Consider the following 25,173-nt stretch of genomic DNA (forward strand, 5'->3'; position numbering starts at 1 on the left):
AAATCTGGAATGTCAGGTCAGGCTAGTGCCAGACATCAGTCCTTCAGTCAGCAACGACACCAAAGGCTGGACTAAATGCTGAGTGCGAACATCATCTCCGATCACCGCCACTTCAGTGGTGGGCAGCGTTGGCAATTTTTCCGAGGGCTCGACGATTTTCATGCCTTCTTGCAGAAATGAAGTGCCAAGGGCGGTGATACCCAATCCGCCTGCTACGGCTGCTTGAACGCCAATCAGATTGCTGGCCAGACAGGCCGAAGTCCACTCGCGCCTTACCGAAGCCATCGCCTCGATCATGATCGCGCGGTACGCGCATGGAGGTCGCATCATCACCAGGCGCACCGGCCGCGATGCTTCAATTTCATAATCCTTTGCGGCAATCCAGACCAGTGGTTCACGCCAGATGATTCTGCCTCGCTGGGCCGTGGCGCTGATCTTGCGTTTAGCGATCACCACGTCCAGCCGTCCTGCTTCGTGGTCCGCCAACAAGTCGTTGCTGAGGCCAGTGGTGAGTTCCAGCTGGATATCCGGATAGAGCTTGCTGAAGCGGGAGAGCAGTCGAGGCAACTGGGTAGGCACCAGGTTCTCAGAGATGCCCAGACGCAGGACATTCACCTCCTCCGGCTCCCTGATTTCACGGACGAAATTGTCAAAGTGCACCATCATTTTGCGTGCGCCAACCAGAAGACGTTCGCCCTCCGGGGTCAGGGTCAATGCACGACTGGTGCGCTCGAAAACGCGCATGCCAAGTACTTCTTCCAACCGGATAATTTTCTGACTCACCGCTGATTGCGATCGTGCAATCACCTCAGCCGCCGCCGTGAAGCTTCCCGTTTCTGCGACTGCGATAAACGCCCGAAGCAAATCGATATCAACGTCGCCCGCTTGCATGATGAATTCGCCTATCAACTAGATGCCATTAACTTTATGCGTTTGAATTATAGATAGCAAACTCCGAACATCGTGCTTGTGATCATCCCCCAGGGACGTTCACCGATTAACCCGGCGTCACCACTGAATGGGACGCGGAGCCCAAATTCCAGGAGATAGAAAATGCCTGACAATAAAGCTGTAGAAATTGTTGAACGCTTCTGGCGCGAAGTCTGGCAGGCGAAAGATCCGCAGGCCGCCGCGCGCTTTGTTGCTGAAGACTTTGTCATTACCTCTGGCGGGGTCGATGTCGTCGGCCGTGAAGCTTTTATTGAGTGGATCGGCGTCTTTCTGTCGAAGATCGAAGATTTCACATTTGGCAGCATCGAGACCTTCCAGAACAAAGAAGGTACTCGCGTGGCCTCACGGTGGAAACTCACCGGCAAGAACAAGGGCTTCATAGGTGCTCGCTCGTGTAGCACACCTTTCGAAATGCTCGGGACTGCGGTTTGGGAAGTACGCCCAGACGGTCTGCTGGCGCACAACTGGGTAGAGCGCAATTCGCTTGAGGTTCATCGCGACGTTATCGGTCTCTAAGGTCGAATCGCTGCCTCAACACCCGACTTACCTCCCTCGGTTTCGTCCACGCAACGTACGGAGGGAGTCTTGATCAACGAGGTTATTGCAATGAAAAACCTGCTTCCATTGGCAGTTCTGGTGTTCTGTTCCACAGTCATGGCAGGTCAGTCAACAGATGAACGCCATGTAGAAATTGAACCGTATCGCTACGCAATGCACCTGGACATCGCCAGTGTGATTTCGATTACGACCCCAGCGGATAAGTGCAATGCCGCTCCCGTGACCATGATCTACCGCGACTCCAGTGGACACATCAAAGGGCTTGAATACCTTTCGTTGTCAACAGATTGCGACGCCTTCGGCGGTTAACGGTTACACCCGCGCATCAAACGACTACGGCTCCTTGCGCCTCACCGCTTGCATTATAAAAACAAGAGCAAGCCCCTCTCCGCCCCTGCGAGTACAAACGAAATAGTTAAATCGCCGAGTAATCACTCGACGAATTATCTAACGAATCACATCGCGAGCAGGCAATGTCACACACTATTTTCTTCGCTTTATGCGGCAGGTACTCGCGCATCCAGCACAGGTTCCAGGCGAGGAGTTCGTACCATCAAGGTCATGATCAATATTCCGATCAACAACAGTCCGGTAACGGCGAACAACCCGTTCGCAAAACTGCCCGTAGCCGTCTTGATCGCGCCCATCATGTAAGGCCCGACAAAACCACCCAGCATCCCGATCGTGTTCACATAAGCGATCCCCCCGGCGGTGGCGCCGGCCGGCAGATAGCTCATTGGCATTGCGAGGATGATCGGCATTGCAGAGAACACACCGAGCGCTGCCAGTGTCAGCCCGAAAATACTCAGGCCAAAATGGCCCTGAACAAATGGCAACATCCCAAAACCTACCGCCGCCAGCAATGAACACGCAGAAATATGAATACGCCGCTCGAGTCGCTGATCGGAATGTCGTGAGATCAGGATCATTCCGATCGTGGTGAAGGTATAAGGCACGACGGCCCACATGCCGATCTGCGTCGCGGTGGTCAAGCCTGCTTCCCGCAACATCATAGGCATCCAGAAGTTGACGGCGTTGTGGCCACAAACGATGGTGAACCAGGTCAAGGCGATCAAGTGGATCGGAGGTTCTCGCAGAGCGGCCAGGAAACCGCTATCGACTGCCGGCTGGAAACTCGCCAAATGCCGTATTACTTTGGCCTTTTCGTCGGGTCTGAGCCACTTGCAGGTACTCGGGCCATCAGAGAGCAACGCCAGTGCGATGAGGCCCAGCACGATGGACGGAACTCCTTCTATGACAAACAGCCATTGCCAGCCTTGCAGCCCGGCAATCCCATGGAACGCATCCAGAATGACCCCTGACAACGGCGCCCCTGCCACGCCAGCGATAGCCGACCCGCAGAGAAAAATCGCGGCCATTTGAGCCCGTCGGGCCGGTGGAAACCAGAACGTCAAGTACAGCAATACCCCCGGAGCGAAGCCTGCCTCAAAAGCGCCGAGCAACAGGCGCATGAGATAGAACGAGGTGGGACTATGAACGAGCATGGTGCAACACGACACAAAGCCCCAGCCGATCATGATTCGGGCGATAGTGACCCGGGCACCCAGACGTTTCATCAACAAATTGCTGGGTATCTCGCAGCACACGTAACCGAAGAAAAAGATACCCGCCCCCAGGCCGTAGACGGCGTCGGAGAAACTCAGGTCGGCTTTCATATGTAATGCGGCAAACCCGACGTTCACTCTGTCCAGATAGGCGAACACGTAACAGACGAACAGAAACGGCATGAGCCGCCAGGCAATTTTTCGATAAACAGGATCGTTGTCATCGATCAACGCCATGGCGCCTTGAGCGACGGAGGATTGGAGTTGCATGGATCGAATCTCCTGCAAATATTGTTATTGGAAGTGCGCAAGAAAGATTTCATCGAGTCAAACTCGGGGCCGCGCTTTTAATACCCCGCGACATGGATTTCAACAAGTATTGCTTGCTGCGCAAGCAGCATAAAAATTCACGCAAGTTAGAAAAACTGGTATCCGCGAACAATGCGAATTCGTAAATTCATTTAGAGTTCGCGGCGTACAGTTGATACGGGTCAGGTGTCAACGAATGAAACGATCGGCATAGTCAGCGCCTAACCCGACACTTTCATAATGCTGACGGGCACTTTCCAGTTTCGTATAAACGTCTTCGTAATCCAGTGCATTACCGTAGGGGTCTACATAGACATAGTTGCCGGTCACATGAAACAAGGTAATCATTTCGGTGACCTCTTCGGGCACTACCAGCGTATGGGTTTCTCCAGGTGGTTCAAACGCGTAGCTCCCTTCGGTGGCCACCCATTCGTGTTCGAGGTAATGCCAGTGGCCCCGTAAAGTAAACGCGTGCACCGGCCCACCATGGCGGTGGCGGGACAGCACACCTGAGCGCCGCACCCGGGTGAGATTGACGAAGTAGCCGCCACTCAAGCTCAGTATCAATGGCCGAAACCACACACCTTCAGCCTGGGGTACCCACTCGCGTTCATCACAGTCGAGATTAAGCGCACCCGCCAGCAAAAAGTCGGCTGGCATACCGGCCGGCTGGTCGAATTGATAGGGCACCTTGGATCGATCACCACGATGAGAAGTCATCACAGGCCTTGCCAAACTTTGTTCTTGTACAGTCATTTTTATTCAACCTCACGGTCAGACATTTACCAGATTGCGATATCGCTATCGCAGACACCATCAAGTCGGCAGCAAACGTGCAACTTGATAACGATTGAGCGCACTTTCAATCAATGCAGCTCAAGCAACAGGGCACGAAAGAGGGTCTTGCTAAAATGTGTTATGTAATCGTCCAGCACAAGCCTTTGACGCGGCTGCTGAGGAAGTCATTAAATACTTTGATTCGCGGACTTAAGTATTTACGGTTCGCGTAAATCAGACTGACTGATTCTTTTGTTCCGGTATAAAACTCGGACAGCACAGGGACGAGACGACCTTGACGAATATCCTCGCCAATATGAAACCCGGCTAATTTGACGACGCCCGCCCCTTGCAGCGCCAGATCTCGCAACAGGTCACCCTGGCTGAATGACGTGCGACTGCGGAACGGCACCTTGATCAAGCGACCGTTTTCCCGAAACGACCAGGCGCTCCACTGACTATCGAAACTGAACCCGAAGCACTGATGCTCCAGTAAGTCCTGCGGATGGAGCAGAGGCGCCTGACGGGCCAGGTATTCGGGTGAAGCGCACACAATCCATTCATTGTCATTCAGACGTTGCGCCACCCGCGAAGAGTCAGGCAAGAACCCGCTGTGAATCGCCACATCCACCCCTTGCTCGAACAGATCGATGTATTGCGGCCCCAGCTGAATGTCGAGATCAAGGAGCGGGTAAGTGGCGAGAAATTCAGGTAGCCACGGCATTATCTGATGCTTGGCGAACGTGGTCATCGTATGCACGCGCAGCATGCCACTGACCCTGGTGGGCAATCGCTCGGCCAGTGAGTCCGCCTCGCTCATGGCATCGACGACGGCCAGTGCACTTTTGAGGTACGCCGCGCCCTCCTCCGTCAGCAGCAGTGCCCGAGAACTTCGCACAAACAATCGCACCTGCAAGCGATCTTCCAGTCGTGAAATCAGCTTGCTGACGGCCGAGGGGGTCAGATGGCCGGCACGGGCCGCCGCGGAAAAACTGCCATGTTCGGCCGCTCGGATGAAGGCGAGCATTTGGGAATAGTTGTCCAGATCTCTCCTCCTTCTCTTATTAGTTTCGACGGCGGTGCCGGCGGCTTTGGGAGCGCATGGGCTTAAACTATTACATCTCTGAATCCGTGGATACGCCCGGTTATTCACACCGGATGTGAATTTTGTTCACAGGAAAAACCCAGGGATATCCATCAGCCAGTCGATTAGCTGTGATCAGTTTTATGCGTTTGCCAAGGGGCCGGGCCGCTCAAATACTCAAGCGGATTACAATAAGAGAGCCCCCACATGTTTGATGCTATGCGTTCGCAAGACTCGCCTTACTCATTGTCGTTCAGTCAGGACTGTATGGAGGGTCGCCTGGCCCCCTTCGGCGATGAAGCGGTTCAGCCTATACCCGTCCCGTCAGACCGCTCGTTGGTGCATGTCACCGATGAGCTCAATCGTTACGTCGCCTTGATCGAACATCCTTATGGGCAGCTCAATCGGGTCATTGCGCAAATGGCTGGCTTGCTAATTCTCGGGCATGCCCGCAATGGCTTTTCCACCTACGCGCAATTAGCCAAAACCCCGGAACAGGCGCTGATAGAGACCCTGGATTTGCTGAACCAACTCAAGGTTCCGCCTATGGGGTTAACGCATTTCAAACACCTTTCACTCGCGGCCAGAAACCTGCTTGATCTCTCTCGGGCCTTGCATCGCAACATCAATAACGCTGCTGTTTTCAAAACACGCGCCCCCGGATGGCTGAGCGAACTCAACAAGGCCAACGCACTCTTGCGCTGCATCGCCATCCCGCACTCAGGGCTTATGCCGGTGGACCTGCAAAACACCTGTTTTTGTTGTTCGCAGCAGTGAAACCACAGTCAATCAAAGACCAATAAAAGAGGCTGTCATGTCCCCCTACTCGATCTGGATTCTCGAATACGCCCACATCCCTGACTTTCCAGTCAGCGGTATCAAATACGGCATCCATAACGAAGGTGTTCGAAAGTTGCCGTACTGCTACGTGCTGATAAAGGGAAATGGCCGGACCATTATGGTGGACGTCGGTTACAACCATCGTGACTATGGCCAGGCCCTGGCTGGGCAGTTTGGCGTGACTAACTGGCATTCCGCGCGAGAGGTTCTGGCTCAGTGCGATGTGACCCCCGAAGACATCGATACCGTGTTTGTCACACACGCTCACTTTGACCATTTCGGTAACACCGATGCTTTCCCCAATGCGCGGTTCTACCTTCAGGAACGAGAACTGTCGAAATGGATCTGGGCCATGGCCCTGCCGGACCGACTGAGCTGGACGCGCACGGGTCTTGATCCCTCGGACATTCTCCGTGCAGTGGAACTGGCCCGCCAAGGACGGCTGATTTGCGTAGATGGCGAAATGGAAGATGTAGCGCCTGGCATTGATCTACGCGTTGCGTTCGACAGCCACACCTTCGGCTGCATGTGGGTACATGTGCGCAACGATCTGGCAGCGGTCGCTCAAAACAGCTGGGTGTTGGCCGGAGACCTTGTGTACGTCTACGACAACATGGTGGCCAATCCGCAGATCATCAACAGTGATATCACTGGAACGCTAGACTACCGTCCCGTTGGCCTGGCGCAAAACAGCAACACCAACTTGGTGCTGGCGACCGAGGACATGCTCAAAGCGGTCGACTATGAAGTCAAGCGAGTCATCCCTGTACACGAAGACCGTTTGAGTGAGGTTTTCCCTACTCGCGTGACGGACAAAAACCTGCGGATCATGCAAGTCTGTCTGGCAGAGGGTGAACAATCTCGCGTCTGATCACGCCGGCCCCATTACAGACAAAAGCCGTCTAAAAAGACGGCTTTTTTTATGTGTGTAGCGCTATTTCAACGCCAGGCTGTAGCTGAAAATCAATCGATTTTCATCGGTGTTGCGCGTGTAATTGGAGCGCTGAGTCGCGTTCAGCCATTGCACTCCGACATTCTTCAGCGGACCGTCCTGCACGACATAGGTTATGTAGGTGTCGCGTTCCCACTCCTGGCCTTCCTGATTCATGTTCACCACCCTGGCTTGGTCACCCTGCACATAAACCGTGGTGAACGTCAGCCCGGGCATTCCCGCAGCGGCAAAGTTGTAGTCATAACGCGCGCGCCAGGAGCGTTCCCTGGCGCGGGAGAAGTTACTGACCTGCAACTCGGTGAACAGGTAACTGACCGTGCCGTCAATCAACGGATAGGCTGTATCGCCCCATTGTTTCTGATACCCGCCACTGACGGTATGACCGTCGATGGAATACCCGATATTGGTGCTGAGCGCCTGGTTATCTACATGGCCTCCCAGTGCCGCGCCAGCGTCGCTGCCGTCAAAGTAGCGTAGCTCTCCCAATAGACGACCAGGGCCCAATGGCGTGTTGTATTTGAGGCCCACGAAACCTTGTTGGTAGATGTCTTGGAGTCGGCCGAAATGCAAACTCGCCAGCAGATCCCGGGTGATTTGATAGTCGGCCGCGGCAAACTTGAAATCGTCAGAGCGCGCCGCGCTGGAGTACTGTCCGGATTGGCTGGTGATTCCCATTTTTTCGAAATCGGTAGAGTCGCGTTGCTTCACTTGACTGATATGGCCCAGGTTCAACGTCAGGTTTCCGATGGCCTTGCTGGTCAGTTGCTGGCCTTCAAAAGTCTGGGGGAATAGACGACTGATGTTTGGCTGTATCACCGCGATGCCTGCGGGTTGGAGGCTACCGACGAATAGTTCGTTGCTGTCAAAGAGGCGCGCCTTGGCCGTCAATCCCAACTTCGAATAGTCATCAGCAGCGCGTTTGGCGTAGGGCTTGCCTGGATTATCGGACACAGCCTGGCGCGCCAGTATGCCGGTACCCGAACGCTCAGGCGCCGAGTCAAGCTTGATGCCGAGCATGCCGATTGCGTCCAGTCCTAACCCGAGCGGCCCATCGGTATAACCGGATTGGTATTTCATAACAAAACCTTGCGCCCACTCCTCGGCCTTGGAGGGCCCCGTGCCGTCTCGGTAATCGCGATTGAAATAGTAGTTTTTAGTACTGAAATTCAAGCGGCTGTCTTTGAGAAAGTCGGCTTGGGCCAGGGCGGGAACCGCGGCCAATATGCCCGTCAAGCAGACAACATTCATTCTCGGAGTCATGTTTTGTATACCTGTTTTATTGTTATGGGTACGTCGTCTATGAATAAACACACTCGGTTTTCAGACGTGCGAAACCGTCAGGCCAGATCTGAAGATCCGGCCTGTTCGCTTTAACAGAGGTCTTATTGCCTATCAGCGATGCCGAAAGACTGGCAATCGTTTCTCAACGAATGCGCGGGCACCTTCTTTCTGATCCTGGGTCGCGAACAACGAGTGAAACGTGCGACGTTCGAAACCGAGCCCTTCGCTCAATCCGGTTTCATACGCTCGATTCACACACTCTTTAAGGAGCAACAAACTCGGTAATGAACGCTCGGCAATTTTCTTCGCGATCGCACTGACTTCGTCCAGCAACTGCCCCGTGGGCACCACTCTCGATACCAGTCCGATAGCCTCGGCTTCTTCAGCACCGATCCGACGGCCCGTCAGGCACAGATCCATGGCTTTTGCTTTACCGACCCAGCGCGATAGACGTTGAGTTCCGCCCGCACCGGGTATCAACCCCAGAGATATCTCCGGCAACGCGAAACTGGCGTTGTCCGCGGCCACGATCAAGTCGCACATCATCGCCACTTCGCAGCCTCCGCCCAGCGCATAACCGGCCACCGCAGCGATCATGGGCTTACGGCAGCGGGCAATTCGGTCCCATTCGCCGAGAAAATTATTGACGCTGGTTTGCGGGAACTCCTGATCGAGCGCTTCCAGAATATCTGCCCCCGCAGCGAAAGCCTTGTTGCTGCCGGTCAAGACAATGCAGCCGATGCTTTCGTCTTCTTCAAAACAATCCAGCGCCTGGGAAATTTCCAGAATCATCTGGGTGTTCAATGCATTCATTGCCTCGGGACGGTCGAGCGTGACCCACCCGACCCGTTCGCTCCGTTTTACGCGCACGTAATTCAAAAGGCCTAAGGCCGCCATGTCTCCCATTCCAGTCTCCTGCGTTGATCGGCTGCGTCAGCCGTGCTTATCGGGTACGTTCGAGAATGCTGACGTAATTGGCCACGGCGGCTCCGCCCATGTTGAAAATTCCGCCCAGCCGCGGTGTATCGGCCAGTTGCAGGCCCGGTGATTCGCCGGCCAGCTGCATGGCGGTCATGACGTGCATGGACACCCCGGTCGCGCCGATCGGATGCCCTTTGGCTTTCAAGCCACCGGACAGATTCACCGGTAATCGCCCACCCGGCTCTGTCCATCCTTCCAGAATGGCCCGGGCGCCCTGACCTGGAGGGGTGAGCCCCATCGCCTCATATTCGATCAGTTCGGCAATCGTGAAACAGTCATGGGTTTCAACGAAATCGAGGTCGTCGAGTGCCAGCCCGGCCATGCCCAGCGCAGCTTGCCAGGCCTTGGCAGCACCCTCGAAGCGGGTGATGTCTCGGCGACTGATCGGCAGGTAATCATTGACTTGTGCCAGCGCACGAATGCTGATCACCCGTTCTGTTCGTGCCGCAATGTCGTCGCTGACGAGCACCAACGCCGCAGCCCCGTCAGACACAAGCGAGCAGTCCGTGCGACGCAACGGAGCAACGACATAAGGGTTGCCGGTGGACACCTGGTGACAGAAATCCACGTCTAGGTTTTTACGCATGTGAGCCAATGGATTGAGACTGCCATTGCGATGGTTTTTTGCCGCGATGTGGGCAAGTGCCAAGGATTGATTGCCATAGCGGGCGAAATACTGCTGGGCGATACCCGCGAACAACCCGACGAACGAGGCCTCGGGGCCGCCCTCCTGGGCGACGTAACTGGCCGAAACCAGCGCCTTGCGCACGACGTCTTCAGCGACCGCAGTCATTTTCTCGACACCAACCACCAGAACCACCTTCGCCTGGCCGGACATGATCAGGCTGGATGCCTGTCTTACCGCTGCGGAACCCGTGGCGCAGGCATTTTCCACTCGTGTCGAAGGCTTGTAGCGCAAGCCGGGGTCGGCCTGCAGAACCAGGGACGCCGGAGATCCCTGAGGATCCAGCCCCTGGTTGAAGTGCCCGATGACAATCTCATCCACATCCAGAGCGTCAAGACCCGCATGTGCCAACGCATCCACGGTAACCCGCGTAATCAGCGATTCAAGCGTGTCGTTCGCTAGCTTGCCGAAGGGGGTGTGAGCCCAACCTATGATATTGCCGAGCATGTTCGCTTCTCCGTCGATCGTCATTTCAGTCCGACATTATTCTTAATCTGTATCGCAGACATGCGCAACAGGTGATTTTTCCGCTTGACGTTCATTTTTCGGTCCGACAATAATTATCGCAAGCTCAACATCTGGAAGACAGCAGTTATGGTCGAGATAGGATTTACTCCCACTGTCCAGCGTCAATATCCCGAGGGCGCTGCACTGCGGCCAGAGGTGGCAAGCCAGGGGCTGGATTGGCCAACCATCGAACGTTATCTCGCTGGCCACCGTTTGCAGATGGATCCCGGGGTCGCCCCTCGACAATTGTCAGGCGGCCTCGCGAACCTGAATTTCCTGGTACGCATCAACCACAACTGGATGGTGCTGCGTCGTCCTCCAGCCGGTCCGTTACCGCCGGGCGCTAACGACATGCAGCGTGAGCACCGGATCCTTTCTCGACTCTGGAGAACATTCGCATTGGCTCCGCGCAGCCATCATTTTTGCTCTGATGCCGCCATCGCCGGTGCGCCGTTTCTTTTGATTGACTATCGCGCCGGACTTTCTTTGCGCGGGGACAGCACCCAGCCACTGCCTGCGACCGAAAACACGGGCCATCAACTGTCAAAGATGCTGGTGGAAACGCTCGCGCAATTGCATACGGTCGACCTCGCCAGTGTTGGGCTGGAAGCGCTCGGTCACCCACAAGGCTTCTTCAGGCGTAATACGCTGGGCTGGATCAAGCGCGCGCAATTGATTGCCAATGGCAGCTTGAGCTGCCCCGCCCAAACCCTTGCGCAATGGCTGACTGATGCCCCCGACCCTGAAGCGGGCAATCCCGTGTTGCTGCACAACGACTTCAAGCTAGACAACATTCTGATTGACCCGAAAACCCTGCAGCCCCGCGCCATCGTTGACTGGGACATGGGCACCCAGGGCGATGCGTTGTTCGACCTGGCCACGCTCCTGAGCTATTGGAGCGAACCGGACGATCCTTCCTGCATGCACCGTCTGGCGCAAATGCCGACGCTGCAACCGGGCTTTGCCAATCGCGAAGCTGTCGCTAATACCTACAGCGCGTTGACCGGACGCGGCCTGGAAGACTTGAAGCCCTACCGGGTCCTGACGATGTTCAAACTGGCCGTAGTGTTTCAACAATTGCACCGCCGCCACCTGCTCGGTGAAACCAAAGATCCGCGTTACGCCGACTTCGGCCAACTGGCCGAAGACCTCTTCGAATTCACCCTTACTATCGCCAACGATAAAATTCTCTGAGGACGTTGCTATGGACTTCACGCTGCCCGACTCACTCGTACAGTTGCGAGACAAGACCCGCACTTTCATTCGAGAAGTGGTCATCCCCTACGAGAAAGACCCGCGACGCACTGCCCATGGGCCCAGCGACGAGTTGCGCAGTGAGCTGATCGCGCATGCCCGCGAAACAGGCTTGCTGAGCCCCCATGTTGACACTTCTTTGGGTGGCCTTGGTTTGCCGCACATTGGCCGCGCCGTGATTTTCGAAGCGGCGGGTTACTCGATGCTGGGGCCCGTGGCGTTGAACTGTGCCGCGCCCGATGAGGGCAACATGCATTTGATGCAAGCGGTCGCATCCACTGAGCAAAAGGAGCTCTGGCTAAAGCCTTTGGCAGAAGGCAAAACACGCTCTTGCTTTTGTATGACCGAACCTTCACCGGGGGCTGGCTCTGATCCGACACTGCTCAAGACCACGGCAATCAACGACGGCGACGATTTCGTCATCAATGGTCGTAAATGGCTGATCACCGGTGCGGACGGTGCGGCGTTCACCATCATCATGGCCCGCACGATCGTGGACGACGTGGATGTCGGTGCCACTATGTTCCTGGCTGACCTGCCCAATCCGGGTTTTCGCATCGAACGCGCGCTGGACACGCTCGATTCATCGTTCACCGGCGGCCACGCTGAAGTCAGGCTGGAGAACATGCGGGTGTCCAAAACGGACGTGCTTGGCGAAATCGGTGAAGGGTTTCGCTACGCACAGGTACGCCTCGTTCCGGCGCGCCTGACCCACTGCATGCGTTGGCTGGGAGCTGCGCAAAGGGCCCACGATATCGCTGTGGCCTATGCGCAGAAACGCGAGGCCTTTGGTCATCCTATCGTCGCTCACGAGGGTATCGGCTTCATGCTGGCCGATAACGAGATCGACTTGCACACCACCCGCTTGAGCATCTGGCACACAGCCTGGTTACTCGATACCGGCGAACGCGCCAGCGCGCAAAGCAGCATGGTCAAAGTGCATGCTTCGGAGGCCATCTGGCGAATTGTCGATCGTTGCGTACAAGTGCTCGGTGGTATGGGTGTCACCGCCGATACCGAAGTTGAGCGGATCTTTCGTGATGTCCGCGCATTCCGGATCTATGACGGTCCGTCCGAGGTGCATCGCTGGAGTATCGCTCGTCGTCTGGGGAGGACTTCCCAATGAACCAGGCCCTTCTTACCCCTGCGACCCTGTTCACAGACCTCGCGGATAAAGTGGTGATCGTCACCGGCGGTGGCCGCGGACTGGGGCGCTCAATTGCCGATGGGTTCGCGAAGCAGGGTGCCACTGTGATTCTGGTGGGTCGCAATCTCGAGCAATTGAATATCGCCGCCAGCGAAATTGTTGAGGCCGGTGGCAAAGCCTCTGCTTTTGTGGCTGACATCGCCGATGAAGACAGCGTGTCGACCCTGAGCAAATCAGTGCATGAAACCTACGGCAGGATCGACGTTCTGGTGAACAACGCGGGCATCAACCCTTGGTACAAGTCGGCAGAAAAAACCACCCTGCAGGAGTGGAGACAGATTCTCGACGTCAACCTCACGGGTGTGTTTCTTACGTGCAAGCACGTCGGGCAATTCATGCTCGACGCAGGCCAGGGTGCGATCATAAACATCACCTCAGTGGCGGGTCGTGTCGGCTTGGCTAAAACCACCGCCTATTGCGCTGCCAAGGGCGGCGTCGAAATGTTGACCCGCCAATTGGCCCTGGAGTGGGCACCTAAAGGCGTACGAGTGAATGCCGTTGCACCCGGCTATTTCGCCACTGACCTGACTGAAGGCCTGCGCACCCATCCGGTGCTGGGGCGCCGGGTGTTGGATCGCACCCCCATGGGACGTTTCGGCGAGCCACAGGAAATTGTGGGCGCCAGTCTGTTTCTGGCCTCTTCGGCAGCCGCCTATGTCACCGGTCATTCACTGGCCGTTGATGGCGGCTGGACGGCGTGCTGAGCGAGGAATCGACGATGAAACCTGAAGGTATGGCCCTTGAAGGGTTGAAGATACTGGACCTGACCCGTTTGTTGCCGGGAGCGTTCTGCACACAGATGCTGGCCGATCTTGGCGCCGATGTGATCAAGGTCGAACAGCCGCTGACCGGGGATTACAACCGTGCGTTCACGCCACTGAACAAAGTGGAATCCGGTTCCTTCCTGCTGCTCAACCGCAACAAGCTAAGCGTCTCGCTCAACTTGAAAAGCGAACCGGGCAAACAGATCCTCCTAGACCTGGTGCGCGAGTCGGACGTTTTGATCGAGGGTTTCCGTCCCGGGGTGATGCGACGCCTGGGACTATCCTACGAGACGTTAAGTGAAATCAATCCACGTCTGGTCTATTGCGCCATTTCCGGCTACGGCCAGGACGGTCCCGACCATCTGAAAGCCGGGCATGATCTCAACTACATGGCTGAGGCCGGTGCATTGCAGCTATTCGGTAGGGCCGGTGAAGGGCCCATCGTGCCAGGGTTGTCGATCGCTGATGTGGGCGGCGGTTCACTGATGGCCACCACTGGGATTCTTGCGGCACTGCACGCCCGTCACCGTACAGGGAAGGGCCAACTGGTGGATGTGTCGATGCATGATGGGGCGATTTCCTGGCTGGCCCTGCATGCGGCCGACCTATTGTTCGCTGACATCGAACCCAGAGGTGGCGAGCGCCCTTTTATCGGCCAGGCCCCTTGCTACAACGTCTACCTCTGTGCCGATGGCAAGTATTTCGCGCTGGGGCTGATAGAGCTGCATTTCTGGCTGCGTTTTTGCGAGCATCTGCAACTGGATCAACTCAAGGATGAACAATGGCCAACCGGCGACCGCTGCTTGTTGCAAAAGCAAGTACTGGCCACTTTGTTCGCCACCCGGTCTCGTGATGCCTGGGTAGACACTTTTAAGGGTATCGACCTGCCTGTCGGGCCGGTGCTCGATGTCGCCGAAGCCCTCGACGCACCGCAGGCGCGTCATAGACACATGCTCCAGCACATTGAACACCCTGTTGAAGGCTTGATCCCGCAGCTGGGATTTCCGGTCAAATACTCGATGACGCCCTGCTCCCTGAGGAGTCCGCCGCCACTGCTGGGTGAACACAATGAACGGGTACTTGGTGCGCTTGGCTACAGCAGCGCGCAACTTGATGAGTGGCGACGAACGCAGGTGATTTGATCCTGCTCAATGATGCTGAAGAACAAGAACAATGAAGCTTGAGGAGAACAATCATGGCCCGCAATATGGTTCATTACACCCAGACCTACGGGGACTTTCAATGGGCGCTGCCATCGACTTTTAACTTCGGTACAGACGTTGTCGACCGCTACGCGCGTGAAGCCGATGGTCCCGCACTGATCTGGGCGAATGCTGCAGGCGAGGAAATCCAACTTTCCTATTCCGACATGTCACGCCTCACCGACAGGTTCGCGTCGGTGCTGGCCAAACGCGGCATACGCCGGGGAGATCGAGTGTTGATCATGCTCCCGCGCATTCCGGACTGGCAGGTTGCGATGGTTGGCTGCCTGAAGTTGGGCGCGATCCCGATCCCTTCCGTGGAAATGCTGACCCAGAAGGACATCAATTACCGCGTCCGTCACGCCGAGGTGCGCGCCGTGGTGGTCCGGGCCGAACATGCGGAAAAGTTTGTCGATGTGTTAAATGAAGTACCGGTCAGGTTATCGCTGGGAATCGCCGCAGGTTTCGAATCCTTTGAGAACGCGATGATCGAAGCCGACGGCGCCTTCGAACCCGCCGCGTTGTCTTTGGACGATCCTGCCATTCTGTATTACACCAGTGGCTCCACCGGAGAGCCCAAAGGCGTATTGCACCCCGCGCGCAGTCTGTATGCCTGGCGCGAAGCTGCGAAATACTGGCTCGACCTGGATCGCAGCGATGTGATCTGGTGCACCGCCGACGTCGGTTGGAGCAAGGCCGGTACGTCTATCCTGTTCGGCCCATGGAGCGCCGGGGCCTGCACCTTTTTCTACGACGGCCCGTTTGATCCCGCGCAGCGCCTGGCGTTACTGGCCAAGTACAACGTCAGCGTCTATTGCGCGCCCGGCACCGAGCTGTTTCGCGTGGTGGATGAAGATGTGGCTAGCTTCGACCTATCGCGGCTGCGCCACACCGTATCGGCCGGCGAGCGACTCAACGCCTTTGTGGCCGATAAGTGGCACAAAAAAACCGGCATCCAAGTCATGGAAGCGTTCGGCCAGACCGAAACGCTCATGACCCTGGCTAACTATGCCTGCATTCCGACCCGTGAAGGTTCGATGGGCTTGCCTTTGCCGGGCAGCGATGTCGATATCATTGACGCGCAAGGGCGACGACTGCCTCGGGGCAGTGAAGGCGATATCGCGGTGCGCGTCCCCAATCCTCTACTGATGCTTGGCTATTACAAGGACGAAGCGCGTACCCGAGAGTCGTATATCGAGGCGGACGGCGAGCGTTGGTTTATCACGGGAGACATCGGAAGCCGAGACGCGGACGGATACTTCTTCTACAGTGGCCGGCGCGATGATGTCATCAATTCAGCGGGTTACCGCATCGGCCCAACCGAAGTTGAAAGTGCCCTGCTCTCTCACCTGAGTGTCCTTGAATGCGCCGTCATTGGAACGCCACATGAGGAACGGGGTGAAATCGTCAAGGCTTTCGTAATACTGCGTCCGGGTACAAAGCCGAGTGAGGAACTGGTCCGACATCTGAAAGAACACGTGAAACAGATGACCGCTCCCTATAAATATCCACGCGCCATTGAGTTCGTCGACGCGCTGCCCAAGACCCAGACAGGCAAGATCCAGCGCAGCGCACTCAGGGCACTTGAAAAAAAGAGACTCACCCTTGAAGAACAGTCCATCCATGGCACGTCCAGTTAATAGCGACCCGACAGAGTCCAGCTTCCGCATGGTGGCTCGAACGATCGAGCAGCGGATTATCTCCGGGGAAATTACGCCCGGGGACATCCTGCCGGCAGAATCCAGGCTTGCGGAACAGCTGGGCGTCAATCGTTCGACCATTCGCGAAGCCATCCGCGTGCTGGAACAGAACGGGTTCGTCAAAAGGGAACCGGGACGACGCAAGCTGATTACCTCGATTCCCCATTCGGGAGATATTTCCCAGCGCCTCACCGCGACCATGGTGCTGAACCAGGTGACGTTTGAGGAATTGTGGGAAGCGATGTACGCCCTGGAGCCTGCCGCTGCAGCCGCCGCGGCGGTACGCGGCAACGACGAGGACTTCGCCGCCATCGAAGCTAATCTCGCCGCGACACGCCAGGCGTTGGAGGACAGCGCTAGCCTGGTGGAGTTGGACATCGAGTTTCACGAACTGGTCGCCACGGCCACTCGCAATCGTGCCATTCAAATGGCCCGTGCACCGTTGAGCACCCTGTTCTATCCGCCTTTTTACGCGGTGATGTCACGTCTTAATGCGGGCCAGCGGCTTTTGACCGCACATGAGCAGATATACCAAGCGATTCGTGCCCATGACGCAGCGAACGCCCGGGAGTGGATGGAGAAGCATATCCAGGATTTCGAGCGTGGGTACGAACTGGCGAATCTGAACATGGCCAGCCCGGTGCTGATGCCAGAACGATGAGGTCACCATGGATACAAAGCAGCCGCCCCTGAAGGCGCACGACGCGGAACTCAGTGCCCGGCAGGTCATTACGTCCCGTCGCTCCGTGCGCGCGTTTTTGCGAACCCCGGTGAGACGGGAAACAATCGAGCAGGTGCTGGAACTCGCCGCGCGTGCACCGAGTGGTTCGAACGTCCAGCCGTGGCAGGTGTGGGTGCTGACCGATGCGCCGTTAATCAATCTCGGTCTTGAGCTGCAGTCGTTAGCACTTGCCGGCAGCGACGATCAAAAGGAACAGCCACAAACTCATCACGTCCGTGAGCCCTATCGCTCCCGGCGGCGCAAAGTCGCGCGGGATCTGTACGAATCGCTCGACATCACCCGTGATGACACACAGGGAATGCTCAGGCAGACGTCGCGCAATTTCATTTTTTTCGACGCCCCGGTCGGTCTGTTTTTCACCATTGATCGAGACCTCGATAGCAACCGCTGGCTCGATTACGGCATGTTTTTACAGAACATCATGCTCGCGGCAAAAGCCTACGGGCTGGACACCTGCGCCCAGCAGGCCTTTGTGAAATACGAGGCCGTTATCGCCCGGCGCCTGGGCCTCGCCGACAGTCAGAAACTGGTCTGCGGCATGGCGCTCGGCTACGGCGATTTGACTGCCGCGGAAAACACATTTGTTGCCGAGCGTGCACCGTTGCAGGCATTCACGCAATTCGTCGACACCTTGTACTAAACCAACCCGGGAGCGAGTGGATGGATATCGTCAATAAAGTAGTGATTGTCGCGGGTGGCGGCTCAGGCCTTGGCCAAGCCACGGCCATGGACTTGGCCGAACGAGGAGCCAAAGTGGTGATCGTGGACCTCAACGAACAAGCCGTGAACCAAGTGGCCCACGCCGTCGATGGCATGGCGGTCGCTTGTGATGTGGCCGATGACGACGCTTCCCGTGCCGCCATGCGACGAATCATAGATACGGTGGGACTGCCCACGGTGTTGGTCAATTGCGCAGGTGTTGCGCCGTCTGCGCGGATCATTTCCAAAAAAGGTCCGGCATCGTTGGGTGATTTTGAGCGTGTCATCCGCATTAACCTCTTGGGCACCTTTAACTGGTTACGTCTGGCGGCGGATGCCATGAAAGACAACATGCCCGATACTGACGGCGCACGCGGCGTCATCATCAATACCGCCTCGATTGCTGCCTACGAAGGCCAGATCGGCCAAAGTGCTTACGCCGCATCCAAAGGAGGTGTGGTATCCCTGACCCTCCCGGCGGCCAGGGAGCTCGCCCGATATGGCATTCGTGTAATGGCCATTGCCCCAGGTTTGTTCGGCACGGCGATGCTTGAATCGATTGATGAAGAAATCAAAGATCGACTCATCGCTGACATTCCGTTTCCTCATCGCTTCGGAAAGCCCTCCGAATACTCCGCAATGGTACGGGCAATCATCGAAAATCCGATGCTGAACGGCTCGGTGATACGGCTGGATGCCGCGTTGCGCATGCAAGCGCAGTAAGCTCTCGCACGCAACGTCATCACCCGATTCGGATGGCGTTTAAACATCGCATTAATCTGTTATTCGATAGACACCTTTAAACACTCACAAGGCCGTGAACTTGAGAGTTTGACGCTTTGACTAGCGAGGGAGTTCGTACACCCGAAAAAAGCAGCCATTGATTTAAATCATTATTAAACCAGCGTTAATGCTCTCTCGTTCTTCCAATAATAATTGTCGGAGACAAACTAATGCACCCTGAAAACGCCATCGGACACGCCGACCTACTAGATGCCACTTATCGAAAAATAACCTGGCGCTTACTTCCCTATCTGTTTGTCAGCTACGTATTTGCCTACCTTGACCGGGTCAATATAGGATTCGCCGCCGTACAGATGAAGGCCGACCTTAACTTCTCAGACGCGGTATATGGCCTGGGCGCGGGAATGTTCTTCGTCGGTTACTTCATGTGTGAGATACCCAGTAATCTGTTGATGAACAAAATAGGCGCACGTTTGACTATTGCCCGAATCATGATCTGTTGGGGACTGGTGTCCTGCTGCACAATGCTGGTGACCAGTTCGACATCGTTTTACCTGGTGCGATTGCTACTCGGGATCTTCGAGGCCGGGTTCGCGCCAGGGGTCCTGCTGTATCTGACGCTCTGGTACCCGCCTGCCCGCCGGGCACAAATGGCCGCTATTTTCCTCAGCGGCGCAGCCATTGCAGGCGTTGTTGGGGCACCGATTTCCGGATGGATCCTCGACGCGATGGACGAAGCCGGCGGCCTGCACGGCTGGCAATGGCTGTTCATGATGGAAGGCGTGCCTTCGGTGCTGCTCGGTGCGTTGGCACTGTTGTTGTTACCTGATCGTCCTTCGGCCGCAACCTGGCTCTCGCATGAAGAAAAAGCTCAGGTCACCGCCAGGCTTGCTACGCCGACATCGAAAGCAAGCCACGGCTTTATCGACGCGCTTCGCGATCCTGTGATCTATTACATCGCTATCGCGTGGTTTACCGTTATCTGCGGGATTTATTCGGTGTCGTTCTGGATGCCGATGCTCATGCAGGACGCCGGTATCAAGTCCTCAACCGAAATCGGACTGTGGTCGATCATTCCTTACGGAGCTACGGCCATCGGCATGGTGCTCGTTTCGCGACACTCGGACAAAACCATGGAGCGTCGTTGGCATGCGGCTGCCTGCGCTCTGTTAGGAGCAGTAGGGCTGGCTCTTTTACCATTCGTCCATGGCAGCTTTCTGTTGACGATGTTGTCGTTGACCCTCGCCAGCACCGCGGTGTTTTCGGCCATGCCGATCACATTGGCGATGCCCATGTGCTATTTATCCAGCAAAGCTGCGCCGGGCGGCATCGCATTCGTCAACACCATCGGCCTGCTCGGCGGCGTGGTGAGTCCGTACATGCTTGGCCTAATCAAAACGAACACTGGCAGCCTGGATAACGGTCTGTTCGTCATCGCTGCGATGCTCCTGATCGGCGCCCTGTTATTGGTGGGTTTTGTACGTCTTGAACCGCGGATCACCGCCGTGGTGGCCTGAGACCTTCGCTGAATTCTGCGAAAAGACAACTGCATCGAAGGATGCAGTTGTCACGTTTAAACTCCCGTCTTTAATTTATCAATCAGCCCGGTGACTAGCTGCAATAAGAATTATGCGTTTGTCTGTCTGGGCCAAAAATCAAATACTTCATTTAATCCCTTATATTTTATGCTCGTGCAGGAGTATTCCGATGGGCTACACCATGACAGAGAAAATACTGGCCCGAACTGCGGGGCGGGCAACAGTCAATGCTGGTGATGAAGTTCAAGTGAAACCAGACTTCGTACTGGCATACGACTTCCCGGGTTACACTGATCGCTACTTTAGGGAAATGGAAAGCGAGTTCCAGGTCATACAAGTAAAAGAACCTGCGCGCTTTGGTGTTTTTATCGACCATATGATTCCCGCTATTACGCCGGACGAAGAACAATTCCACAAAGAAACCCGCGACTGGGCGACTCGTAATGGAGTTGAAGTGTTCGAGCGTCGAGGTATCGGCCATCAGGTCGCGGCGGAAGTCGGCTATGCCGTACCGGGCGCATTGGCGGTGCATTTCGACCCGCATATTTCACAACTGGGCACCTTCGGCACACTCGCCCTGGGTATTCACCGCAACATGCTGGAAGCCTATGTTCAGGACACCGTTTCCCTGCGTGTGCCCGAGACGGTACGTGTCGACTTCATCGGCCAATTGCAGCCAGGCGTAATGGCTCGCGATGTGCTCAACCATCTGGTCAAAACCCTGGGGCCCAGCGCGTGCCAGTTTTGCGTAATGGAACTGGCAGGGAGTGGGCTCGCCAGCCTGTCGGTGGAAGGCTTGCAGACCATCACCGGGCTGGCCATGTTCACCGGGGCGATTTCCGCGATCGTCGCACCGGATGCCGTGAGGCTCGATTACGCCCGTTCCAGGTCGCGCAAAGTGCTGGAACCGGTCTACAGCGATACGGATGCTCGCTACCGGGCGGTCCACACCATCGACCTCGGCACCATCGAACCCTTGATAGTGATTCCGCCAAGCTCCGCTGGTACCCGCGATCTGACTGACTATCTCGGCCTCGATGTGCATGTCGGCTACCTCGGTTCCTGTGCTTCTGGCCGTCTCGAAGACCTGCGCATTGCTGCACAAATTCTCAAGGGCCGAACGCTGGCGCCCGGGTTTTCACTCTACGTGGTGCCCACCAGTCAACAGATCATGGCGACCGCAGCTAAAGAAGGGTTGCTGACCACACTGGTCGAGGCCGGTGCATTCATCTCCTCGCCCAGTTGCGATTATTGCTACGGGCGCATCGGAACCATGAACGCAGGACAACGCGCAGTCTCCACCGGCACCTTGAATGTTCGCGGGCGGATGGGCAGCTCCGACTCCGAAATCTATCTGTGCAGCGCTGCTGCCGTGGCGGCGGCCGCCATTGAAGGCAAGGTTGCCGACCCTCGTCATTACCTTTGAGGATTCGTCATGAGTTTGGTCAATTTGCGCGGCCGCGTCGCCTATGTATTTGAAGAAGAAAACTTCGATATCGATCAAATCGTCGGCGTCAAAAACATCCGGATAAGCGATGCCGAGGTGTTGGCCAAGGTGGCCATGAACGCTTACGACGAGCACTTTGCCGAGCGTGTGCGGCCGGGTGATCTATTAGTCGGCGCAGCCAATTTCGGCTACGGCCATCCGCACTATCCGCCAATGATAGCCATGCGCAAGCTGGGCATAACAGCCGTCATCGCAGAATCTTTTTCCCCAGGTTACTGGTGGGGCGAAATGGCCGAAGGCTTCGCACAAATCGAGTGCCCGGGTATCACCCGACTGGTGAGCCGCTGGGATGAAATAGAAGTGGATTGGAAAGAGCTCCGGGTCATCAATCTCAGTCGAGGCACTGAACTGACTTTCAAGCCATTCAGTGCCTCGGATTTATTGGTTCTCGAGGCTGGCGGGCTCATTCCTTACCTCAAGCTGAAACGTCAATGCCCCTAGCGCCGTCCCTTTTCAGGAGAGTTGAAATGCATGCAAAGAAAGGCTTTTACCCGCTGACCGAGGCCTTCAGCGGTCCAAAGGCGTTAGTGATACCTGGGGCCTATGACGCCTTGAGCGCCATGCTCGTCCAGGCGGTAGGTTACCCGGCAGTCTACGTTGGCAGCTATGCAACAGCCGCAGCCGGATTCGGACTTGCCGACGTCGGCGTGTTGACGCTCGAGGAATTGGCCCGTCATGCCAAGTCTGTCAGTAACGCCGTCAGCGTGCCGGTGATTGCCGATGCCGAGGGCGGTTTTTTCGACCCTGCCAATATCTGGCGAACAGTACAGGCGTTTGAAGAGGCTGGCGTGTCGGCCATTCACATTGAAGATCATGCCGGTGGCAAACACACTGATCTGGAACAAAAACTGGTTCCGCTTGAATTGATGCTACAGCGCCTGCAAGCAGCCTTGGATGCTCGACGCAACCCTGAGTTCTTGATCATTGCTCGAACTGACGCCATCTGGGCCACGCATGATGTCGACGAATGCGTCGAACGTTTAAAAGCATTCGCCAATATCGGGATCACCCACTTTTTTGCCAACGGTGCAGATCCTGCGACCCTGCGGAAAATCAAACAAAAAGTTCCCGGCAAGTACATCGTGATCAATCTACCCAGCGTTCGTCATCGTGATGAATGGGACGGCGCAGCGGATCTAGTCATCGATTACGGCTTCTGCCTGCTGGCAGTGACCAAGGCGCTTCAAGTTGCGCTGAAACAATACAAGAGCGATCCGGATGCGGATCGATCGGACCTTCTGCTCGAAGACTTCCAAACCTTCGAACGTCGTTTGGGATATACCGATTTCACCAAACGCGCCCTGCGTTATACGAGCAATAAGAGCTGATCGCCCCTCACACCATCAACTAGTCCCATCCGATGGTCGACACTGTCGGAAGGGTTGGATTTTGCTCCCGGAGCGCTCATGAACCCGATGGCGTATCTAGTACTCTGCCTACAATTGTTGACTCCGCCCCATGCTGCTCGTCCTCCGGAAATCGTGATGGACACGAGAACGATCCTGCCTTGGGCGGGCTTCGGTCATCCTCCAGATCCCCTGCACCCGAATGCACGATAAACTTTGTTTCAGCCATCCACGATTCTAGAAGCAAACGCCTCTGGCCTGCTCACACATGCCAGAGGATTTGGTGGCTGGCCTACCCCGCCACGAAACGTCGTTTCTGTGAGGTGCCTTCAAGCGCTCCTTCGATAATGTGCTGCACCAGGTACTCCGCGTCCCGCGCTACACCCGAGAAACGTCCTGATCCCCACGTGTACAACCACGGCAATCCAAGAAAGTACAAACCAGGCTGTGCCGTCACTCCGCGTTGGTGCCCGGGATGGCCACGCCCATTGAAGACCGGTGCCTCGACCCAAGTGAAATCCGGACTGAAGCCTATACACCAGATGATGCTGGTGATGCCCTCGCTCACCAGGTCCAGCTCGCTACGCTCCTGCACGGGTACCCAACTCGGCTGGTAGCGCTCGCCGGGAGGCGCATCAATCCCGTGTTGCTCGATGTACTTGTCGATCGAGCCGTTGATCCGGTTGTACACCGCATCGGCGTTGTCCAGATTCTCGGCCAGGTTGTTCGCGAATTGCAGGCGCGCACCTTGCAAGCCGTCGAGCCGACCGAACAGCTCCATGCCTTCGCGGGCAAAGTTGCGCAGGTCAATATCACGGCCACCATCGCGACCGGTCACGTAGTGGTTGGTGTTATCACGCACGCCTTCACGCAACGGATGGGTATCAACGCCAATCTCGTAGTAACCCATTTCCGCCAGCCAATCGACCACGTCCTTGCCCCGGTAGAAACGTGCGCAACGAGGCGCATCACCTACAGCCAGATAGACTTTGCGCCCAGCCAGGTGCAAGTCCTCGGCGATTTGCGCACCCGACTGCCCGGAGCCAACGACCAGCACATTGCCGATGGGCAAGGCCTGCGGATTGCGGTATTGCTCGGAGTGAAGCTGATGAATACCCGCCGGCAAGCGTTCGGCCAGGCGCGGAATGATCGGTGTGTGATAACCGCCCGACGCGACAATCACCTGATCGGCGGTGAATTCGCATTGCGAAGTATGCACCTCGAAACCACCTTGGGTTCGAGGCACCACGCGCTGGACCGTGACACCTTCACGGGCCGGAGCATTGACCGATTTGACGAATCCGGCCAGGTATTCGTTGATCTCGTCCTTCTTCATGAACCCATGAGGATCGCTGCCGTTGAAGCCGTCTGTGTAACTGTAGCCCGGCAATGCGCATTGCCAGTTGGGCGTCACCAGACTGAAGGCATCCCAGCGCTGATTGCGCCAGGTGTGGGTCAGGCTGTGTTTTTCCAGGACCAGATGATCGATGCCCTGCTGTTGCAGGTAGTAGCTGGCGGATAACCCGGCCTGACCGCCGCCTACGACGATCACGCTGTGGTGTGGAGTTTTGATTGAAGTGAGGTGGCTGGTCATGGGGTGCTCCGGTACTGGTAACGAAAGGGTTAAGGGAAAAATCGATGAATCAGAATGAGCTCCAGCCCGCACCGATCACTTGGCCGGCGCCTTCGGTACGCATGCTCAGAATGTCCACCTGGCCATCGGCGAGGGTTGGATCAACCAGGTAACTGGCCTGGCCCTTGAGGGAACTCAGGGTGTCCATCGCCGAACTGCAATAGAAACCCTTGACCTGCTTGACCCGTTCCGAGGCATTGTTCAATGCGCTTTCGATGCGTTGCAGAAAGTCCGTCAGCGGGTAACTGGCGCCCTCCTCCAAGTATTGATAGATCACGGTCGAAGGCGAATAACCGGTCGCTTCCCGGCCATTGGGCCAGCGGATTTTGAAATTGACGGCGGGCATG

25 protein-coding genes are annotated in these 25,173 nt (G+C 56.3%); 16 read left to right on the plus strand and 9 right to left on the minus strand.

Annotated elements, in window-relative coordinates:
- Window positions 1-12 precede the first annotated feature (12 nt).
- Window positions 13-891: a LysR substrate-binding domain-containing protein gene (locus tag BKX96_RS09325; protein ID WP_077183549.1), complete on the minus strand. Its 879-nt coding sequence runs from the start codon at window positions 889-891 to the stop codon at window positions 13-15.
- 162 nt (window positions 892-1,053) lie between these two features.
- Here BKX96_RS09325 and BKX96_RS09330 point away from each other — a divergent pair, with 162 nt between their 5' ends.
- Together BKX96_RS09330 and BKX96_RS09335 are read left to right on the plus strand one after the other, a co-directional pair.
- Window positions 1,054-1,467 (plus strand): ester cyclase, encoded by a 414-nt coding sequence (locus tag BKX96_RS09330; RefSeq protein WP_008018018.1) that lies wholly within the window; start codon window positions 1,054-1,056, stop codon window positions 1,465-1,467.
- 69 nt (window positions 1,468-1,536) lie between these two features.
- Window positions 1,537-1,818 carry a DUF2790 domain-containing protein gene (locus BKX96_RS09335; RefSeq protein ID WP_082240474.1) on the plus strand — a complete coding sequence of 94 codons (282 nt, stop codon included), beginning with the start codon at window positions 1,537-1,539 and terminating at the stop codon, window positions 1,816-1,818.
- A 188-nt stretch (window positions 1,819-2,006) separates the two neighbouring features.
- Here BKX96_RS09335 and BKX96_RS09340 read toward each other — a convergent pair whose 3' ends face one another.
- The 3 genes from BKX96_RS09340 to BKX96_RS09350 form a co-directional block, all read right to left on the minus strand.
- Window positions 2,007-3,344 carry an MFS transporter gene (locus BKX96_RS09340; RefSeq protein WP_077183551.1) on the minus strand — a complete coding sequence of 446 codons (1,338 nt, stop codon included), beginning with the start codon at window positions 3,342-3,344 and terminating at the stop codon, window positions 2,007-2,009.
- Between the two features lie 228 nt (window positions 3,345-3,572).
- Window positions 3,573-4,139 (minus strand): 2,4'-dihydroxyacetophenone dioxygenase family protein, encoded by a 567-nt coding sequence (locus BKX96_RS09345; protein ID WP_256721432.1) that lies wholly within the window; start codon window positions 4,137-4,139, stop codon window positions 3,573-3,575.
- 160 nt (window positions 4,140-4,299) lie between these two features.
- Complete coding sequence (locus BKX96_RS09350; protein ID WP_077183555.1) at window positions 4,300-5,187, minus strand: LysR family transcriptional regulator; 888 nt, start codon at window positions 5,185-5,187, stop codon at window positions 4,300-4,302.
- 264 nt (window positions 5,188-5,451) lie between these two features.
- Between BKX96_RS09350 and BKX96_RS09355 the strand changes: the two genes are divergently transcribed.
- Together BKX96_RS09355 and BKX96_RS09360 are read left to right on the plus strand one after the other, a co-directional pair.
- Window positions 5,452-6,021, plus strand: a complete 570-nt coding sequence (locus tag BKX96_RS09355) for a hypothetical protein (RefSeq protein WP_077183557.1) — start codon at window positions 5,452-5,454, stop codon at window positions 6,019-6,021.
- Window positions 6,022-6,058: 37 nt separating this feature from the next.
- Entirely contained in the window at window positions 6,059-6,955 is an 897-nt protein-coding gene (locus tag BKX96_RS09360; protein WP_077183559.1) for an N-acyl homoserine lactonase family protein, read from the plus strand.
- 63 nt (window positions 6,956-7,018) lie between these two features.
- Here BKX96_RS09360 and BKX96_RS09365 read toward each other — a convergent pair whose 3' ends face one another.
- The 3 genes from BKX96_RS09365 to BKX96_RS09375 form a co-directional block, all read right to left on the minus strand.
- Complete coding sequence (locus BKX96_RS09365; protein ID WP_077183561.1) at window positions 7,019-8,296, minus strand: OprD family porin; 1,278 nt, start codon at window positions 8,294-8,296, stop codon at window positions 7,019-7,021.
- Between the two features lie 132 nt (window positions 8,297-8,428).
- Window positions 8,429-9,223 carry an enoyl-CoA hydratase-related protein gene (locus BKX96_RS09370; RefSeq protein ID WP_077183563.1) on the minus strand — a complete coding sequence of 265 codons (795 nt, stop codon included), beginning with the start codon at window positions 9,221-9,223 and terminating at the stop codon, window positions 8,429-8,431.
- Between the two features lie 37 nt (window positions 9,224-9,260).
- Entirely contained in the window at window positions 9,261-10,430 is a 1,170-nt protein-coding gene (locus tag BKX96_RS09375; protein ID WP_077183565.1) for an acetyl-CoA acetyltransferase, read from the minus strand.
- A gap of 84 nt (window positions 10,431-10,514) precedes the next feature.
- Between BKX96_RS09375 and BKX96_RS09380 the strand changes: the two genes are divergently transcribed.
- The 12 genes from BKX96_RS09380 (at window position 10,515) to BKX96_RS09435 (ending at window position 23,175) form a co-directional block, all read left to right on the plus strand.
- A complete protein-coding gene (locus tag BKX96_RS09380; protein ID WP_256721434.1) occupies window positions 10,515-11,684 on the plus strand; it encodes a phosphotransferase family protein in 1,170 nt (389 codons plus the stop codon).
- A 10-nt stretch (window positions 11,685-11,694) separates the two neighbouring features.
- On the plus strand, window positions 11,695-12,870 hold the full coding sequence (locus BKX96_RS09385) for an acyl-CoA dehydrogenase family protein (RefSeq protein ID WP_077183567.1): 1,176 nt from the start codon (window positions 11,695-11,697) through the stop codon (window positions 12,868-12,870).
- Window positions 12,867-13,655 (plus strand): SDR family NAD(P)-dependent oxidoreductase, encoded by a 789-nt coding sequence (locus BKX96_RS09390; RefSeq protein WP_077183569.1) that lies wholly within the window; start codon window positions 12,867-12,869, stop codon window positions 13,653-13,655. Before BKX96_RS09385 ends, BKX96_RS09390 begins: the two co-directional genes overlap by 4 nt.
- Before the next feature lie 14 nt (window positions 13,656-13,669).
- On the plus strand, window positions 13,670-14,857 hold the full coding sequence (locus tag BKX96_RS09395; RefSeq protein WP_077183570.1) for a CaiB/BaiF CoA transferase family protein: 1,188 nt from the start codon (window positions 13,670-13,672) through the stop codon (window positions 14,855-14,857).
- A 53-nt stretch (window positions 14,858-14,910) separates the two neighbouring features.
- On the plus strand, window positions 14,911-16,557 hold the full coding sequence (locus BKX96_RS09400) for an acetate--CoA ligase (RefSeq protein ID WP_077183572.1): 1,647 nt from the start codon (window positions 14,911-14,913) through the stop codon (window positions 16,555-16,557).
- On the plus strand, window positions 16,541-17,278 hold the full coding sequence (locus BKX96_RS09405) for a FadR/GntR family transcriptional regulator (protein WP_077183574.1): 738 nt from the start codon (window positions 16,541-16,543) through the stop codon (window positions 17,276-17,278). Before BKX96_RS09400 ends, BKX96_RS09405 begins: the two co-directional genes overlap by 17 nt.
- A gap of 7 nt (window positions 17,279-17,285) precedes the next feature.
- Window positions 17,286-17,999 carry a nitroreductase gene (locus tag BKX96_RS09410; protein ID WP_077183576.1) on the plus strand — a complete coding sequence of 238 codons (714 nt, stop codon included), beginning with the start codon at window positions 17,286-17,288 and terminating at the stop codon, window positions 17,997-17,999.
- 20 nt (window positions 18,000-18,019) lie between these two features.
- Window positions 18,020-18,781: an SDR family NAD(P)-dependent oxidoreductase gene (locus tag BKX96_RS09415; RefSeq protein WP_077183578.1), complete on the plus strand. Its 762-nt coding sequence runs from the start codon at window positions 18,020-18,022 to the stop codon at window positions 18,779-18,781.
- A gap of 230 nt (window positions 18,782-19,011) precedes the next feature.
- Window positions 19,012-20,319: an MFS transporter gene (locus BKX96_RS09420; RefSeq protein ID WP_077183580.1), complete on the plus strand. Its 1,308-nt coding sequence runs from the start codon at window positions 19,012-19,014 to the stop codon at window positions 20,317-20,319.
- Window positions 20,320-20,509: 190 nt separating this feature from the next.
- On the plus strand, window positions 20,510-21,766 hold the full coding sequence (locus BKX96_RS09425; protein WP_077183582.1) for a 3-isopropylmalate dehydratase large subunit: 1,257 nt from the start codon (window positions 20,510-20,512) through the stop codon (window positions 21,764-21,766).
- A 9-nt stretch (window positions 21,767-21,775) separates the two neighbouring features.
- Window positions 21,776-22,288, plus strand: a complete 513-nt coding sequence (locus BKX96_RS09430; RefSeq protein WP_077183584.1) for a 3-isopropylmalate dehydratase small subunit — start codon at window positions 21,776-21,778, stop codon at window positions 22,286-22,288.
- Between the two features lie 26 nt (window positions 22,289-22,314).
- On the plus strand, window positions 22,315-23,175 hold the full coding sequence (locus BKX96_RS09435; RefSeq protein WP_077183586.1) for an isocitrate lyase/PEP mutase family protein: 861 nt from the start codon (window positions 22,315-22,317) through the stop codon (window positions 23,173-23,175).
- A gap of 310 nt (window positions 23,176-23,485) precedes the next feature.
- Here BKX96_RS09435 and BKX96_RS09440 read toward each other — a convergent pair whose 3' ends face one another.
- Both BKX96_RS09440 and BKX96_RS09445 read right to left on the minus strand, forming a co-directional pair.
- Entirely contained in the window at window positions 23,486-24,787 is a 1,302-nt protein-coding gene (locus BKX96_RS09440; RefSeq protein WP_077183588.1) for an MSMEG_0569 family flavin-dependent oxidoreductase, read from the minus strand.
- Between the two features lie 49 nt (window positions 24,788-24,836).
- Complete coding sequence (locus BKX96_RS09445) at window positions 24,837-25,172, minus strand: MSMEG_0570 family nitrogen starvation response protein (RefSeq protein WP_077183590.1); 336 nt, start codon at window positions 25,170-25,172, stop codon at window positions 24,837-24,839.
- Window position 25,173 lies beyond the last annotated feature (1 nt).

Origin of the sequence: Pseudomonas putida (genome assembly GCF_001976065.1) — a bacterium.
Taxonomy (GTDB): Bacteria; Pseudomonadota; Gammaproteobacteria; order Pseudomonadales; family Pseudomonadaceae; genus Aquipseudomonas; species Aquipseudomonas serbica.